The following is a 15227-nucleotide window of genomic DNA, read 5'->3' as shown; positions in this document are numbered from 1 at the left end:
TAGGAGCCATGAATGTTAGGCAAACATCGTCCCGGAATCCGCCTGAGTTTGTCCTTGAATTGTCCGCAATTTGTAGGCCGCATTTGTATGAAAAGTGTACAAATGTGTACTTGATTGTCGAATGTGCCACTTTCGCGCCGCGCTCCACTACAATACGCCACAAAAATGGCGGCGCGGAGGGGCGATGCAAGGTGTCATGCTGGTGGAAGACGATGCGCGGCTGGCCGCGCTGGTCAAGGAATATCTGGAGCAATATGACTATGCGGTCGAGGTCGTCACGCGTGGCGACCAGGCCCTGGCGCGCTTCCGCGATCTCCAGCCTGACCTGGTCATACTCGACCTGACCTTGCCCGGCGTCGATGGCCTGGTGGTGTGCCGCCAGTTGCGCCAGCTCAGCGCCGTGCCGATCCTGATACTCACCGCGCGCGAAGACTCCTTCGACGAAGTCTCGGGCCTGGAGCAGGGCGCCGACGATTACGTGAACAAGCCGGTCCAGCCGCGCGTGCTGCTGGCCCGCCTGCGCGCACTGCAGCGGCGCGGCAGCGCGGCGGCCGGCAGCGACATCGTCATCGGCCAGATGCGCGTGTCGCGCGAGAACCGCGCCGTGCACTGGCGCGGGCAGGAAATCGCCATGAACAGTGCGGAATTCAAGCTGTTCGCGATCCTGGCCGACGCTGCAGGCAAGGTCATGTCGCGCAACGATATCCTCGTCAAGATGCGCGGCATCGAATTCGATGGCCTCGACCGCAGCATCGACAACTGCATCTCGCGCCTGCGCCGCAAGTTCGACGACGGCGGCGCCGAGCGCATCAAGACGGTGTGGGGCGAAGGCTATCTGCTCACGCCCTCCGCCTGGGAATGAGCCGTCTATTCTGGCGTTTCGCGCTGCTGGTGGTGCTGGCCATCGCGCTGGCCAGCTGCGTCATTTACTTCACCTTCAGCCTCCTGTTCGGCGATCCGCTCGAGCATATCGCGCGCGACCAGGCCGCCGGCCAGATCTTCCTGCTGGAGCAGTACATCGACCAGGCGCCCGCCGATGAATGGCTGCCGCGCCTGAACAAGGTGCGCGAAGTGTCGGACGTCACGCTGGAGCTGCAGCCCTTGTCCACCGTGCTGGCGGCGCTGCCGGCCGCCCGGCGCGCGCAGCTGTTGCAAGGCGCCGTGGTGATGGACGTGGGCGGCAAGGGCTTTTACCGCCGCGTGGACGGCACGGGCGCGCGCTATGCCGACAGCGAGGACGACGTGATCCACGCGCAGAACCTGCCCATCGACGTCGGCCAGGCGCTGCGCATGGAAACGATCCGTTTCGCCGTCATCGCCCTGTGCCTGCTGCTGCCGCTCGGGTGGTGGACGCGCGCACACGGCCGCAGCCTGGCGGCGCTGTCGCGCATGGCCGACGATTTCGGACGGGGCGACCTGGCGGCGCGGGCGCAGGTCGGCCCCGCATCGAGCATCGCGCCGCTGGCGGGCCGCATCAACGAGATGGCTGAGCGCATCGGCTCCCTGCTGGAGGCACGCCGGCATTTGCTGCTGTCGGTGTCGCACGAGCTGCGCACGCCGATCGCACGGCTGGAATTCGGCTTGGCGCTGCTGGCCGAACGGCATGCGGGTGATGACCCTGCCATGCGGCGCCGCATCGACGCCATGGACGTGGATGTCGAAGAATTGAAGACGCTGGTCAACGAACTGCTGGGCCTGATGCAGCTTGATCATGCGCAAGCCTTGCCGGGCCAGCCGTTCACCCTGGCGCCGCTGCTGCGCGCCTGCATGGCGGCGCATTTGCCGCGGCAAGTGGACGCCGGCATCGCCGACGACCTGGGCGAACTGCGCGGCGATCCCCGCCTGCTGGCGCGCGCCATCGGCAACCTGCTCGGGAATGCCGCCAAGTATGCCGTCGCGCGCATCGCGCTGTCGGCCGCGCGTGACGGCGAGGCGTTGCGCATCGTCATCGAGGATGACGGCCCCGGCATTCCTGCCGACCAGCGCGAACAGGTGTTCGCCCCGTTCTACCGCCTGGCCCGCGAGCAGGACCATGCGGCCGCCGGCCATGGCCTGGGACTGGCCATCGCCGCCCGGGCTGTCGCGCTGCACGGCGGCGCCATCACCATCGACGACTCGCCGCTGGGCGGCGCGCGCTTCACGATTTATATTCGGGCCTGAGCGCCGGCGCACCGCGTCTCTGGCGCTGCGCCATGTAGGAACTGCCCATTGACGCGGCCATGATCATGGCGATGGCCAGCCACTGCCCGGCACCCAGGCGCTCGTCGAGCAGGATGTACGCCAGCATGGCGGCCACGGCCGGTTCCATGCTGCTCATGATGCCGAACGCTTGCGGCGTCAGCCGCTTCAGGGCCACCATTTCCAGCGAGATCGGTATCGCGCTGGAAATGAGCGCTACCCCTAAGCCTACGCCCAGCACGACGGGCGAGAGCAGGGCGGCGCCGCTGTGCATCATGCCCACGGGCACGACCACCAGCGCGGCCATGGCCAGGCCCAGCGAGACGGAATGGCCCGCATGCAAATGGCTGGCGCGCTTGCCGAAGACGATGTACGAAGCCCAGCAGACGGCCGCGCCCAGGGCGAATAGCACGCCTGTGGGGTCGAGGTTGCTGACGTCGTGGCCCAGCGGCAGCAACAGCGCCAGTCCCGCCACGGCCAGGGCCACCCAGACGAAGTCGAGCGGGCGGCGCGAGGCCAGCAGCGCCACGGCCAGCGGGCCGGAAAATTCGATGGCCACGGCGATGCCGAACGGAATCGTGCGCAAGGCCATGTAGAAGCACAGGTTGGTCAAGCCCAGCGCGCCGCCGTACAGGGCCACCGTGCGCAGGTCGGCGCGGCTCAGCTGCCAGCGCCACGGGCGCCAGAACAGCAACAGCAGCAGGGCGGAAAAGCCCACGCGCACGGCCGTCGTGCCTTGCGCGCCGACCAGCGGGAACAGGCTGTGCTTGGCCCACGAGGTGCCCAGTCCCAGGCAGGTGACGGAGCCAAGGATGGCGAGCAGGGGAATCAGCGAGGAATAGCGGCGTAATGGCATGGTGATAAAAGGCTTGATATCGGAATGGTGAAAGTTTATTGTGTCTGCTCCGATATTTGCACTGCATTTTGACCTTCATGACGCAACTTTCGCTCACGCCTTCCCTTGCCCTCGATGCCTTCGACCTGGCGATCCTCGATATCTTGCAGCGCGACAACACGACTTCGCAGCGCGAAATCGCCCGGGCCGTGCATTTGTCCGCGCCGGCCGTGCAGCGGCGCATCCGCCGTCTGCGCGAAAGCGGGGTGATCCGTCAGGAAGTGGCCGTGCTCGACGCCAGTCGCCTGGGCCGCCCCTTGATACTCACGGTGGAAGTGCATCTGCACGACGAGCACCCGCTGCGCACGGCCGGCATGCGCGCGCGCATCATGGCCGAACCGGCCATCCAGCAGTGCTACGGCATCACGGGCGAGGCCGACTACCTGCTGGTCATTACCGCCAGCAGCATGGCCGAATATGAGGCGCTGACGGAGCGGCTGTTCGGCGGCGACGACAATATCCGGCGCTACCGCACCTCGGTGGCCCTGACTTGCCTCAAGATGGGCTTGCACGTGCCGCTGGGATAGCGCGATGAGCACCTCCGACACGCTGCAATCGACTGTGACGGCAGCCATGCCCGCCAGCCTGCGGGCCGCCGTGGCGGCTTATCAATGGACGCGCGACAGCGTCGGTGAGTCGGACGCTGCCGTCTACCGGCTGCGGGGCAGGGACGGTGCGCCGGACCTGTACCTGAAGCACGGCAGGGGTAGCGCCGCCGCCGACCTTGCCGATGAACTGGCGCGGCTGCGCTGGCTGGCGCCCTACCTGGCCGTGCCGGCCGTGGTCCAGTTCGCCTGCGTGGCAGACCCGGAGCAGGCATGGCTGCTGATGACGGCCATGCCAGGCACAACGGCGTCCGCCGTGCTGGAAGCGAACCCCGCACTGGGTCCCGTCATGGTCGACGCGCTGGCGGCCTTCCTGCGCCGCCTGCATGCGCTTCCCGTGAGCGACTGTCCGTACGACGCCGGCCAAGCCGTTCGGCTGCTCCAGGCGCGCCAGCGCATCGATGCTGGCCTGGTCGATGCCGACGATTTCGATGCCGGGCGCCAGGACTGGACGGCGGAACAGGTGTGGACGGCGCTGCAGGGCAATCTGCCCCGCGTGCCCGACCTCGTCGTCACGCATGGCGACTTCTCGCTGGAAAATATCGTGATGCACGAAGGCACCGTCGTCGCTTGCATCGACGTGGGACGGGCGGGCATAGCCGACCGCTACCAAGACCTGGCCATCGCATGGCGTGCTCTCGGTGAGTTGGACGCCGCGCTACAGCAAAGGTTTGTTGAGCAATATGGGCTCCTTGATATCGATCAAGGCAAGCTGCAGTTTCACTTGCTGCTCGACGAGCTGTTCTGAATCCGATCCAGCGGGTAGCCGCCGCCTGCGCTCTGGCATAATCAGCGGGGACGAATGTGGGAGCCGAATGATGGGGGAGCAAGAAAATGCGCATCTGCCTGAGCCCGGCCTTCTTGCTGCCTGGCTGGCCGCCCGTTCCATAATACGTGGCTTGGCGCTGCCCGTGCCCGATCAAGGCGGGTGGCGCGTCGAGACGGGCTTGCCCGGGGAAATCCGGCGCTACGTTTTTCCAGGGCCTGTTCCAGGCATCAGCGCGGTGGCGGCGTCGATTCACCGTCCGCATATCTTTATCAAGATGCGTGGTTCTGGGGAGCAATTGCTCAAGCTTTTACCGCCTCGATGGCAACTGCTCCCTGGCGGCTTTTTCATGATCCATGAAGGCAGTCTGCAGGCGCCAGCTGTGCCGGTCGGGTACCGGCTTGACGTGGCAACGTCGCAGGCTATCACGACGGCGCGTATTGTCACCGGCGACGGGACCGTTGCCGCCAGCGGCCATGCCGTGGAACATGCCGGCGTCTTTGTGTTTGACCGTATCGTCACCGAAGCCGCGCATCGACGCCGGGGATTGGGGCGAGCACTGATCGCCGCGCTGGCGGCCAGGCAGAGATCGGGCAGCGCGCGCCGGGTGCTGGTGGCAACCGAGGATGGCTTGAAACTGTATGCGAGCCTGGGCTGGCATATTCAATCACCGTATTCGACGGCAACGATCATTTAAGGTCGGGACAGGCGCGAAGAGACGGGAAGCGCAGTGTCGCCCACGCCAGCCTGTGCGCATGGCACAATGCGTGACCCGCACGCCACGTGCCACTCACCCCAGGACTTTCATGACCCGCGCCATCCTCGACGAAGCCCAGATCCATCCCGCCGCCCGCCCTTTGATCGGCAGCAAGCACCAGGACATCGTGCGCGAAGTGCGGGCGGCCATCGCCGCGCATCAGGTGGTGGTGGTTGGCATGGCGCTCAATCCGTTTCCGCGCAAGGCGCGCAAGATCCTCGACGTGCTGGGCACGCCCTACCAGTACCTGCAGTACGGCAGTTATTTGAACCAGTGGCATCGCCGCAATGCGCTGAAAATGTGGACGGGCTGGCCGACGTTCCCCATGATTTTTGTCAATGGCGTGCTCATCGGCGGGGCCAGTGAGCTGCAAACGCTGGTGGGAAATGGCGAGTTCAGCGCCATGCTGGCGAAGAAGGTGCGCCAGTTTTAAGACCTGCCTTACTTTCCTTACTCGCCCGGCCGCCACGGCGACTTGCGCGTGCGCAAGGGGTCGAGCAAGCCGCGCAAATCGTTATGGTCGAGCTCGTACATCAGCGCAATTAAACTGCCCAGTTCGCCCGAGGGGAAACCCTCGCGCGCGAACCAGCCCAGGTAGTGCCCCGGCAAGTCGGCCAGCAAGCGTCCCTGATATTTCCCATAGGGCATTTCGCGCGTGACCAGCAGCGCCAGTTTTTCTGAATTCATGGTGGTGACCCCGTGTTGATGCGGCCAGTGTAGCAGATCATTACATTGTTGATCTGTGCGCAACTATCTTCTGCCTGATGAGGTATTTTTAGAAACAAAGAAAACCCCGATACTGCATGCCACCATCATTTATCGGAGTTTGTCATGCCCATTGCCTTGCTCGCGCTGACCCTCAGCGCCTTTGCCATCGGAACCACCGAGTTTGTCATTGTCGGGCTGTTGCCCACCATCGCCGCCGACCTGGGCGTCAACCTGCCGTCGGCCGGCTTGCTGGTCAGCCTGTATGCGCTGGGCGTCGCCGTCGGCGCGCCCGTGCTGACTGCCTTGACGGGCAAGATCCCGCGCAAGACCTTGTTATTGTCGCTGATGATCTTGTTCACCCTGGGCAATTTGCTGGCCTGGAAATCGCCCGGCTACGAAACCCTCGTCATCGCCCGCATTCTGACGGGGCTGGCGCATGGCGTGTTCTTTTCCATCGGCTCGACCATCGCCACCTCGCTGGTGACTAAGGACAAGGCGGCCAGCGCGATTGCCATCATGTTTACGGGCTTGACCGTGGCCCTGGTGACGGGCGTGCCGCTGGGTACCTTCATCGGCCAGCATTTCGGCTGGCGCGAAACTTTCCTCGCCGTCTCGGCGCTGGGACTGGTCGCCTTTGTCGGCAGCCTGCTGTACGTGCCATCGACGATCGCCCACAGCAAGCCCGCTTCCTTGCTGCAGCAAGTGCAGGTGCTGGCCCAGCCGCGCCTGCTGCTGGTGTACGCCATGACGGCCGTCGGCTATGGCGGCTCCTTCATCGCCTTTACCTACCTGGCGCCGATCCTGCAGCAAGTGTCGGGTTTCAGCGCCGGCGCCGTGGGTGCGGTGATGCTCGTGTATGGCGTGTCCGTGGCCTTCGGCAATATCTGGGGCGGCAAGCTGGCCGACAAGCAGGGCCCGGTGCGTGCCCTGAAACTGATCTTCCTGCTGCTGGCAGCCGTTTTGCTGCTGTTGACCTTCACGGCGCCGCATCCCGTGCTGGTCGTCATCACCGTGCTGCTGTGGGGCGCCGTCGCCTTCGGGAACGTGGCTGGCCTGCAAGTGTACGTGGTGCAGCAAGCGGAACACTTCACGCCCCGCGCCGTGGACGTGGCCTCGGGCTTGAATATCGCCGCCTTCAACCTGGGCATCGCCGGCGGCGCTTGGGGCGGCGGCCTGATCGTCGAACACCTGGGCCTGGTGCACACGGGCTGGATCGGTGCCCTGGTCGTGCTCGGTGCATGCGGCTTGACGGCCCTGAGCGGCCGCCTGGATCGATTGAACCCGATCCCCGTGCGGGTTGCTGGCGAGAAATCGATGCATGCGACGGGTCAGTAACACCCCGGGCGTCCGCTTGCCCTTGCTTCCCGGAACAGCTTGCCTGTAATCAAGCTGAAATATTTGTCGTTTATGCTCCGGCCTCGTAATCAAGCTGGTCTGTCCCACGATATTTATTTATAACGGAAGAAACAAAAAATGTCGAATTACGCCCCTGAGTCCTCACGTCGCCGCCTGTTGCAACTGTTTGCCGGTGCCCCCATGCTGCCTTTGGCCGGCTTGACCGGTGTCAGCGCCTTTCTGTCCGGTTGTGGCGGCAGTTCGGATAAGGACTTGCCGCCGGTGACCCCGCCAGTCACGCCCACCGCGACGTTTACCACGGCGGAATTCACCGGTATGGCGGCGCCATTGGCGAGCGCGCCGGCCGCGCTGGCCACGACCACCGTCGGCTCCAAGCTCAAGGTCAATTTCAGCGATGGCAGCAGCAACAGCTATAACCTGGCGTACCAGCCTTTCTTCCTGACGGGCGACCGGGTGCCGGATGGCAAGGGCGGCACCGTGATTGCGGGCGCTTATTTCGACATCAAGAACCAGCCTATCATCGACAGTTCCGTGCCGGGCAAGGAGCGCCAGTTCTTCTCGGACTCGCCAGATGGCAGTTCGATGCTGACGCTTGCCAACGCCAGCGTGACCGGCGTCAAGGGCAAGCCTGTGTTTGCCGTGGTGCAGTTTGAATACAACTCGTTCAACCAGGCCGGCGCGTCCACCTATGGCACGCTGCCGTCGCCGATCGCCGTGCTGACCCTGGACCAGGACCAGAGCACCGGCAAGTTGTCGCTGGTGAAATACCACAATGTCGATACCTCGTCCGTCAAGGGCCTGTGGATTACCTGCGGCGCCAGCCTGTCGCCGTGGAACACCCATCTGTCGAGCGAAGAATATGAGCCCGATGCCTTCGACCAGGGCCTGGGTGGCCAGTCGCTGGCCGTGCTCAAGGAATTCAGCAAGAACGTCTTTGGCGATGCGGCTACCGCCAATGCGTATGACTACGGCCACTTGCCGGAAGTGTCGGTGAACCCGGACGGCACGGGCAGCATCAAGAAGCACTACTGCCTGGGCCGCTATTCGCGCGAACTGGTGCAGGTGATGCCGGACCAGCGCACCATCCTGGGTGGCGACGACTATACGAATGGCGGGCTGTTCATGTTCGTGGCCGACAAGGTCGCCGACCTGGCGGCAGGCGGCACCCTGTACGTCGCCAAATACACCACCCAGCTGACCGAGACCACCACCGGCAAGCTGCAATGGGTCAAGCTGGGCCATGCGACGCACGCCGAAATCAAGGCGCTGGTCGACGGCGGCATCAAGGCTACCGACATCATGGATTCGACCCTGGCCGATCCGTCCGACGCCAGCTACACGAAGATCGTCCTGAACAAGAAAACCGCCTGGGTCAGAGTCAAGGCCGGCCAGGAAAAGGCCGCCGCTTTCCTGGAAACCCACCGTTACGCCGCCCTCAAGGGTGGCAGCATGGCCTTTACCAAGAACGAAGGCACGACGGTCAACGCCAAGGATAAGATTGCCTACTCGGCGTATGCCAACATCCAGGACTCGATGGTCGAAGGCGGTGCGGGCTATGTGGCTGGCAACAACGTCAAGTTCAAGAAACTGGTGGCGGGCGGCGTTGTGTCGCACAAGCTTGCGGGCGGACAGAAGGATGACACGGGCGCGGCGATCGACAGCGAATGGGTGCCGAGCGAATCGACCCTGCTGATCGCAGGCGAGGACATCGCGGCCGATGGCCTGGGCAATACGGCCAATCCGGCCAAGATCGCCAGTCCAGACAACCTGAAGTTCTCGGAAAAACTGCGCACCCTGTTCATCGGCGAGGACAGCGGCAACCACCTGAACAACTTCCTGTGGGCGTATAACGTCGATACCAGGAAGCTGGAACGTTTGCTGTCCTGCCCGGCCGGCGCGGAATCGACGGGCCTGCATGCGGTCGATGAGATCAATGGCTGGACCTATGTGATGAGCAACTTCCAGCATCCGGGTGACGAGTGGAACCGCTTCCCCGGCCTGCCATCGGCGCTGAAGGATCAGATCAACATCCTCATCAACACCAACTACAACAGCAAGGCCAGTGGCGCTGTCGGCTATCTGACGGCGGAACTGGCGCAGGTCAAACTGTCGAAATGATGCGCGTGCGCTGATCCGGCTGCGGGCACGCAGGGCAGGGAGGCACAGGCCTTCCTTGCCCTGCGTGCGCGGCTGGGGACATGACTGCATGGCCTGGGCTTGAATGCCAAGTAACTTTCTGGCAGAAAACAGCAAAACGGGGGAAAATGGCGCTTCCCTTCCATTGGCGTCCCCTACCATGTCCGATACTGCAACTTCAGCGCTACGCCTGCGCACCGCTATCAATCCAAAACCGCTGGGCGTTGCGCTTGTGCTCATCGTGCTGGGTGCGTGGTATCTGGCGCTGACCGTCGGCGCCACCCAGTCCGCGCTGTACGTGGTGGGCGCCTTGCTCGGCATTACGCTGTATCACGCGGCCTTCGGCTTTACGTCCGCCTGGCGCGTCTTCATCGCCGATGGCCGCGGCGACGGCTTGCGCGCGCAAATGCTGATGCTGGCCGTCGGCGTGGCGCTGTTCTTCCCGGCATTGTCCGCCGGGACCCTGTTCGGCACGCCCGTCGCGGGCCTGGTGTCTCCCGCCGGCACCTCGGTCATCTTTGGCGCCTTCATCTTCGGCATCGGCATGCAGCTGGGCGGCGGCTGCGCCTCCGGCACCCTGTACACGGTGGGTGGCGGCAGCACGCGCATGCTCATCACGCTGGCCGCCTTCATCGTCGGCTCCGTGATCGGCACGGCGCACATGCCGTTCTGGACGGCGCTGCCGCAATTGAAACCCATTTCCCTCGTCACAAGCCTGGGCCTGGTACCCGCGCTGGCGCTGAACTGGATCGTCTTCGCGCTGATCGCCGGCATCACGGTCTTCGTTGAAAAGCGCCGCCATGGCAAGCTCGTCGCCACGCCGTTGCGCCCGGCGCAGTCGTCGCCCTGGCTGCACGGCCCCTGGCCGCTGGTGGCGGGCGCCGTCGCCCTCGTCGTGCTCAATTTCATCACCCTGGCGCTGTCGGGCAAGCCGTGGGGCGTGACGTCGGCGTTCGCCCTGTGGGGCGCCAAGGCCGCGTCCGTGATCGGCATCGACACGGCCAGCTGGGCCTACTGGTCGACCAAGGCGAACGCCGCCGCCCTGGCCGCGCCGTTGACGCAAGACAAGACCTCCGTGATGGATATCGGCATCGTCTTGGGCGCCATGCTGGCGGCGGCGCTGGCCGGCCGCTATGCGCCCGTGTGGCGCATCCCGCGCCGCTCGATCATCGCCGCCGTCGTCGGCGGCTTGCTGCTCGGTTACGGCGCGCGTCTGGCGTATGGCTGCAATATTGGCGCGTATTTCAGCGGCATCGTCTCGGGCAGCCTGCACGGCTGGCTGTGGCTGGTCTGCGCCTTCGTCGGCAACGTCGTCGGCACGCGCTTGCGTCCGTGGTTCGGCCTGGAAGTGGAGCGCGTGAAACCGTCCGGCTGCTGACACCGGCGTCAACAGGGGCTTTGCTGTATATTTCTGCCCCTGTTCCTCTTTGCCGCCAGCGTATCTCCCATGTCGCCCCTCATCCTGTTTGCCGTCGTCCTCGCGTATTTCCTGATCCTGCTGGGCGTGGCGTGGCGCACCTCGCGCCATGCCACCAATGACAGTTTTTTCATCGGCAACAAGGACAGCAACTGGATGCTGGTGGCTTTCGGCATGGTGGGCACGACCTTGACGGGCGTGACCTTCATCAGCGTGCCCGGCGCCGTGGGCGGCAACGGTTTCGGCTACGTCCAGCTGATGCTCGGCTATGTGCTCGGCTACCTGGCCATCACCTTCATCTTGCTGCCGCTGTACTACCGGCTGCAGCTCACATCGATTTACCGCTACCTGGAATGGCGCCTGGGACGGCGTGCCTACCAGAGCGGGGCGGCGTTTTTCATCGTCTCGCGCCTGCTGGGCGCCACGGCGCGGCTGTATCTGGTGGTCAATATCCTGCAAGCCACCATACTCGACAGCCTGGGCGTGCCGTTCTGGCTGACCTCGTGCGTCGTGCTGCTGCTGATCCTGCTCTACACGTACGAGGGCGGCGTGAAAACCATCGTCTGGACCGATACCCTGCAAACGGCGTGCATGCTGGCCGGACTGGTGATTTGCAGCGTGTTTTTACTGCGCGCAATGGACCTGTCCCTCATCGACAGCCTGGAGCGCATGCGCGCGCAGGGCCTCACGCGCATCTTCACCGTCGACCCGGACAGCCCCGCGTATGTGTGGAAGCACATTCTCGCCGGCATGTTCATCACGATTGCCATGACGGGCATGGACCAGGAAATGATGCAAAAGAACATTTCCGTGCGCACCTTGCGCGATTCGCAAAAGAACATGCTCAGCCTGACCGTGGTGCTCACCGGCGTGCTGCTGCTGTTCCTGTTTTTGGGCGGACTATTGCACCTGTATGCGCCGCTGGCCGGCGTGACGGCCACGGGGGATAAACTGTTCCCCGCCGTGGTGCTGGGTCACTTCCCCGCCGTGGTGCAGCTGATTTTCTTCATCGCCCTCATTTCCGCCCTGTTTCCCAGCGTGGATGGGGCGCTCACTGCCCTCACGTCCACTTTCTGCATCGATATCCTCGGCGTGCAGCGCAGGCCGGAGTTGACCCCGGTGGCGCAGATGCGCTGGCGCCGCCGTGTCCACCTGGGGTTTGCCGCACTGTTTTTGATCCTGATCATGGCCTTCAAGTGGCTGGACGACCCCAGCATGATAGGCGTGATCCTGAAGCTGGCCAGCTATACCTATGGTCCGCTGCTGGGCTTGTTCGCCTTCGGCCTGCTGAGCCGGCGCGGCGTGCGCGACCGCTGGGTGCCTTTGGTGGCCGTGGCGGGGCCGCTGCTGTGCGCGCTGATCGAAGCAGAGCAGGCGCGGCTGTTCGAGCATTACCGCATCGGCCTGGAATTGCTGATCCTGAATGGCGCCCTGGTGCTGGCCGGCCTGTTCCTCATTTCGACGCCTGTGCCAGTGCATGCCAAAGACGAGGTACAGTTGTCAAAATAAGACGATTCAGCCCGTTTTCAGTTATATTGGCTTCCTTTCGGTACATAACCCCACGGAGCATCAATGTCACTCAACCCCTTCCCGCCGCTGCGCCGCGGCTTTGGCGCATTCTGGCGCGCGCTGGACGCCACCCGCCGCGCGGTCATCAACCTGATTTTCCTGCTGATCGTCATCGCCATCCTGATCGCCATCTTTGGCGGCGGCGCCAAGCCCCTGGCGGAAAAGACCACCCTGGTGCTGGACTTGCAAGGCCCGCTGGTCGAGGAAGCCCCGGGCGGCGTGCGCGAGGCGGTGCTGGCCAATGTCAGTGGCGAAGTCAAGAAAAACGTGCAGTTGCGCGACGTGCTGGCGGTGCTCGACACGGCGTCCAAGGACAAGAACATTGGCTCCATGGTGATCCTGCTCGACGAGCTGCAGGGCGGCGGCCTGGCATCGCTGCGCGAAGTGGCGGCCGGCGTGGAACGTTTCCGCGCCACCGGCAAGAAAGTCACGGCCTGGGGTTCCAGCTACAACCAGCGCCAGTACCTGGTGGCGGCCAAGGCCGACGAGGTATTCCTGCACCCTATGGGCGGCGTCATGCTGGAAGGCTTTGGCCGCTACCGCAATTACTACCGCGACGCGCTCGACAAGGTGGGCGTGACGGTCAACCTGCTGAAAGTGGGCACGTACAAGAGCGCGGCCGAGCCTTTCATCGCCAACGGCCCGTCCGAAGCGGCGGCCGAAGCGGACCGCTACCTGAACAACGGCCTGTGGAGCACCTACACGACGGACGTGGAAAAGGCGCGCAAGCTGCCGGCCGGCGCCATCATGCAAACGATCGACAACCTGCCCGCCATGATGACGGCCGCAGGCGGCGACCTGGGCAAGCTGTCGCTCAATGGCAAGCTGGTCGACGGCCTGAAAACGCGCGATGAACTGCGCCAGTTCATGATGGCGCGCGGCGCCAAAAATACGGAAGGCACGAACTTCCGCCAGATCAATTACACGGACTACCTGGCACGCCTGCGACCCGTGCACATGGGCGACGCCGTCGGCGTGGTCATCGCCTCCGGTGAAATCGGCGACGGCATCGCGCCACCGGGCGCCATCGGCGGCCTGTCCACCTCGCGTCTGATCCGCCAGGCACGCGAAGACAAATCGATCAAGGCCATCGTGCTGCGCGTCGATTCGCCGGGCGGCAGCGCCTTCGGCTCGGAATTGATCCGCCGCGAACTGGAACTGACGCGCGCCGCCGGCAAGCCGGTGGTCGTCTCGATGGGCAACGTGGCCGCTTCGGGCGGTTACTGGATCAGCACCTCGTCCGATGAAGTGATCGCCGACGCGGCCACCATCACCGGTTCCATCGGCGTGTTCGCGATTCTGCCGACGGCCGACAAGGTGGTGGAAAAGCTGGGCATCCACACAGCCGGCTCGCCCACCACCTGGCTGGCCGACGCGGGCAACCCATTGCGTCCGCTCGACCCCCGCTTCGCCCAAGTGATCCAGGGTTCGATCAACCACGTGTATGGCGACTTCCTGAACCTGGCCGCCAAGGCGCGCAAGACGACGCCGGAAAAGATCAATGAAGTGGCGCAGGGCCGCGTCTGGACAGGCTTGCAGGCGAAAGAGCGCAACCTGGTCGACCGCATCGGCAGCTATGGCGATGCGCTGGCCTCGGCCGCCAAGCGCGCCAAGCTGGGCAGCGACTATCGCGTGACTTACCTGGAGCAGGAAACGTCGAACGTGGACCGTTTGATCGGCATGTTCGGTTCCAAGGCCATGGCCTCGCTGGGTCTGGGCGAGCACGTGAAGCTGGGCCTGGCCACGACGGGCTTGCCGGCCGACGCGGCGCTGGGCATGGCGCAGGACCTCTCCTGGCTGTCGGGCATCACGCGCGAACACAAACCGTTCATGGCCCTCACGCACTGCCTGTGCGAGGTACCACTCGGCGGCAAGTAAGCCCCACATCAACAACCTACCCAAGCCGGCTTCGCCCGGCTTGTTTTCTATGCAGAGCAGACTATGGCAAGCGACATGAATACACACACTGACACGGCCATCACCATCCGCCCCTGCGTCAAGGGCGATGAACAGGCGCTGGCGCTGGTGGGGCAAGCCACTTTTCTTGAAGCGTTCGCCGGCATCCTCGATGGCGCCGACGTCATCGCCCATTGCCAGCGCCAGCACGACGTGCAGCTGTACCGCGACTGGCTGGCGCTGCCGGCCATGCGGCTGTGGCTGGCCGAAGCCACGCCCGGCGGCGCGCCCGTCGGCTACCTGGTGCTCAGCCCCGCCGGCCTGCCGGTGGCCGACCCGCGCCCGAATGACCTGGAAATCAAGCGCATCTACCTGTTGCACCGCTTCCAGGGCCAGCGCGTGGGCCAGCACCTGATGCAGGCGGCGGTGAGCCAGGCGCGCGCCAGCGGGGCGGGAAGGGTGCTGCTGGGCGTGTATGCGGACAACCACGATGCGCTGGCGTTTTATGCGCGCTGCGGCTTTGCGCAGGTGGGCCGGCGCACCTTCCGCGTGGGCCGCACCGACTATCAGGATGTCATCCTCGGCATGACCTTGTAAGCGTAAACGGCCCGCGTGGCGCCAGGTCAAGGCCGATGGCGGGAGATTTGTAGCGAGTTTGTATCCGCATGCGAGTCGCCCGCGCACCGCTGGCGTCGGGGCGCACCGCCCCGCAAGCCTGATTTTTCCACCGTTCCCTCACAGCGCAGGCACGCCAGCCGGTCCTCCTGCCCCTCCCATGCCAGCCTGGCTGTGTGTAATTGTTTCAAGTAGAAATGAAACAGATACATGACTATGCTAGAGTCGTTTCACGCTAGGGAGCGATTTTTTTTCAGCTGATTTTCAGCTCTTGACTCCCCCGGCTGTGTACCGAAACAACCCCGAAAAACGGTCGTCCGGCCTGAGTG

At 64.4% G+C, this 15227-nt stretch carries 14 protein-coding genes; 12 read left to right on the top strand and 2 right to left on the bottom strand.

From position 1 onward, the window contains the following. Positions 1–184: 184 nt before the first annotated feature. Positions 185–862 (top strand): response regulator transcription factor, encoded by a 678-nt coding sequence (locus tag O0882_RS00735; protein WP_289944511.1) that lies wholly within the window; start codon positions 185–187, stop codon positions 860–862. Beyond that, entirely contained in the window at positions 859–2160 is a 1302-nt protein-coding gene (locus tag O0882_RS00730) for an ATP-binding protein (protein ID WP_289944509.1), read from the top strand. Before O0882_RS00735 ends, O0882_RS00730 begins: the two co-directional genes overlap by 4 nt. Here the strand turns inward: O0882_RS00730 and O0882_RS00725 are convergent. Continuing rightward, positions 2138–3034, bottom strand: coding sequence for a DMT family transporter (locus O0882_RS00725; RefSeq protein ID WP_289944507.1), 897 nt, complete (start codon positions 3032–3034; stop codon positions 2138–2140). The two genes, O0882_RS00730 and O0882_RS00725, sit on opposite strands and share 23 nt — an antisense overlap. 77 nt (positions 3035–3111) lie before the next feature. On the opposite strand from O0882_RS00725, the gene O0882_RS00720 reads away from it, so the two are divergent. From O0882_RS00720 to O0882_RS00705, 4 genes are all read left to right on the top strand, one after another. Then, a complete protein-coding gene (locus tag O0882_RS00720; protein ID WP_289944505.1) occupies positions 3112–3600 on the top strand; it encodes an Lrp/AsnC family transcriptional regulator in 489 nt (162 codons plus the stop codon). Positions 3601–3604: 4 nt separating this feature from the next. After that, positions 3605–4426, top strand: coding sequence for an APH(3') family aminoglycoside O-phosphotransferase (locus O0882_RS00715; RefSeq protein ID WP_289944503.1), 822 nt, complete (start codon positions 3605–3607; stop codon positions 4424–4426). Positions 4427–4493: 67 nt separating this feature from the next. Next, positions 4494–5141 carry a GNAT family N-acetyltransferase gene (locus O0882_RS00710; RefSeq protein ID WP_289944501.1) on the top strand — a complete coding sequence of 216 codons (648 nt, stop codon included), beginning with the start codon at positions 4494–4496 and terminating at the stop codon, positions 5139–5141. A 109-nt stretch (positions 5142–5250) separates the two neighbouring features. Continuing rightward, positions 5251–5634: a glutaredoxin gene (locus tag O0882_RS00705; RefSeq protein WP_289944500.1), complete on the top strand. Its 384-nt coding sequence runs from the start codon at positions 5251–5253 to the stop codon at positions 5632–5634. 17 nt (positions 5635–5651) lie between these two features. On the opposite strand, the gene O0882_RS00700 is transcribed toward O0882_RS00705, so the two are convergent. Continuing rightward, positions 5652–5888 (bottom strand): DUF3820 family protein, encoded by a 237-nt coding sequence (locus O0882_RS00700; protein ID WP_071076391.1) that lies wholly within the window; start codon positions 5886–5888, stop codon positions 5652–5654. 144 nt (positions 5889–6032) lie between these two features. On the opposite strand from O0882_RS00700, the gene O0882_RS00695 reads away from it, so the two are divergent. From O0882_RS00695 to O0882_RS00670, 6 genes are all read left to right on the top strand, one after another. Beyond that, positions 6033–7244: an MFS transporter gene (locus O0882_RS00695; protein WP_289944495.1), complete on the top strand. Its 1212-nt coding sequence runs from the start codon at positions 6033–6035 to the stop codon at positions 7242–7244. A gap of 138 nt (positions 7245–7382) precedes the next feature. After that, entirely contained in the window at positions 7383–9383 is a 2001-nt protein-coding gene (locus tag O0882_RS00690; RefSeq protein WP_289944494.1) for an alkaline phosphatase PhoX, read from the top strand. A gap of 178 nt (positions 9384–9561) precedes the next feature. Further along, positions 9562–10779 (top strand): YeeE/YedE family protein, encoded by a 1218-nt coding sequence (locus tag O0882_RS00685; RefSeq protein WP_289944492.1) that lies wholly within the window; start codon positions 9562–9564, stop codon positions 10777–10779. A gap of 69 nt (positions 10780–10848) precedes the next feature. After that, positions 10849–12327, top strand: a complete 1479-nt coding sequence (locus tag O0882_RS00680; protein ID WP_289944490.1) for a sodium:solute symporter — start codon at positions 10849–10851, stop codon at positions 12325–12327. A 63-nt stretch (positions 12328–12390) separates the two neighbouring features. Further along, positions 12391–14265 carry a signal peptide peptidase SppA gene (gene sppA, locus O0882_RS00675; protein ID WP_289944489.1) on the top strand — a complete coding sequence of 625 codons (1875 nt, stop codon included), beginning with the start codon at positions 12391–12393 and terminating at the stop codon, positions 14263–14265. Between the two features lie 75 nt (positions 14266–14340). After that, entirely contained in the window at positions 14341–14880 is a 540-nt protein-coding gene (locus tag O0882_RS00670; protein ID WP_289944487.1) for a GNAT family N-acetyltransferase, read from the top strand. The last annotated feature ends 347 nt before the right edge of the window (positions 14881–15227 follow it).

Source organism: Janthinobacterium sp. SUN073, from assembly GCF_030397665.1.
In the GTDB taxonomy this organism is placed as follows: Bacteria; Pseudomonadota; Gammaproteobacteria; order Burkholderiales; family Burkholderiaceae_D; genus Janthinobacterium.
This window is presented reverse-complemented; position numbering and strand designations above follow the sequence as displayed.

What these genes read in the sequence shown, in the direction of transcription:
- O0882_RS00720 (WP_289944505.1), top strand. Translation starts at nt 3,112, where the DNA reads ATGACGCAACTTTCGCTCACGCCTTCCCTTGCCCTCGATGCCTTCGAC.
- O0882_RS00715 (WP_289944503.1), top strand. Translation starts at nt 3,605, where the DNA reads ATGAGCACCTCCGACACGCTGCAATCGACTGTGACGGCAGCCATGCCC.
- O0882_RS00705 (WP_289944500.1), top strand. Translation starts at nt 5,251, where the DNA reads ATGACCCGCGCCATCCTCGACGAAGCCCAGATCCATCCCGCCGCCCGC.
- O0882_RS00680 (WP_289944490.1), top strand. Translation starts at nt 10,849, where the DNA reads ATGTCGCCCCTCATCCTGTTTGCCGTCGTCCTCGCGTATTTCCTGATC.
- O0882_RS00670 (WP_289944487.1), top strand. Translation starts at nt 14,341, where the DNA reads ATGAATACACACACTGACACGGCCATCACCATCCGCCCCTGCGTCAAG.
- sppA (WP_289944489.1), top strand. Translation starts at nt 12,391, where the DNA reads ATGTCACTCAACCCCTTCCCGCCGCTGCGCCGCGGCTTTGGCGCATTC.
- O0882_RS00695 (WP_289944495.1), top strand. Translation starts at nt 6,033, where the DNA reads ATGCCCATTGCCTTGCTCGCGCTGACCCTCAGCGCCTTTGCCATCGGA.
- O0882_RS00690 (WP_289944494.1), top strand. Translation starts at nt 7,383, where the DNA reads ATGTCGAATTACGCCCCTGAGTCCTCACGTCGCCGCCTGTTGCAACTG.
- O0882_RS00725 (WP_289944507.1), bottom strand. Translation starts at nt 3,034, where the DNA reads ATGCCATTACGCCGCTATTCCTCGCTGATTCCCCTGCTCGCCATCCTT.
- O0882_RS00685 (WP_289944492.1), top strand. Translation starts at nt 9,562, where the DNA reads ATGTCCGATACTGCAACTTCAGCGCTACGCCTGCGCACCGCTATCAAT.
- O0882_RS00735 (WP_289944511.1), top strand. Translation starts at nt 185, where the DNA reads ATGCAAGGTGTCATGCTGGTGGAAGACGATGCGCGGCTGGCCGCGCTG.
- O0882_RS00730 (WP_289944509.1), top strand. Translation starts at nt 859, where the DNA reads ATGAGCCGTCTATTCTGGCGTTTCGCGCTGCTGGTGGTGCTGGCCATC.
- O0882_RS00700 (WP_071076391.1), bottom strand. Translation starts at nt 5,888, where the DNA reads ATGAATTCAGAAAAACTGGCGCTGCTGGTCACGCGCGAAATGCCCTAT.
- O0882_RS00710 (WP_289944501.1), top strand. Translation starts at nt 4,494, where the DNA reads ATGATGGGGGAGCAAGAAAATGCGCATCTGCCTGAGCCCGGCCTTCTT.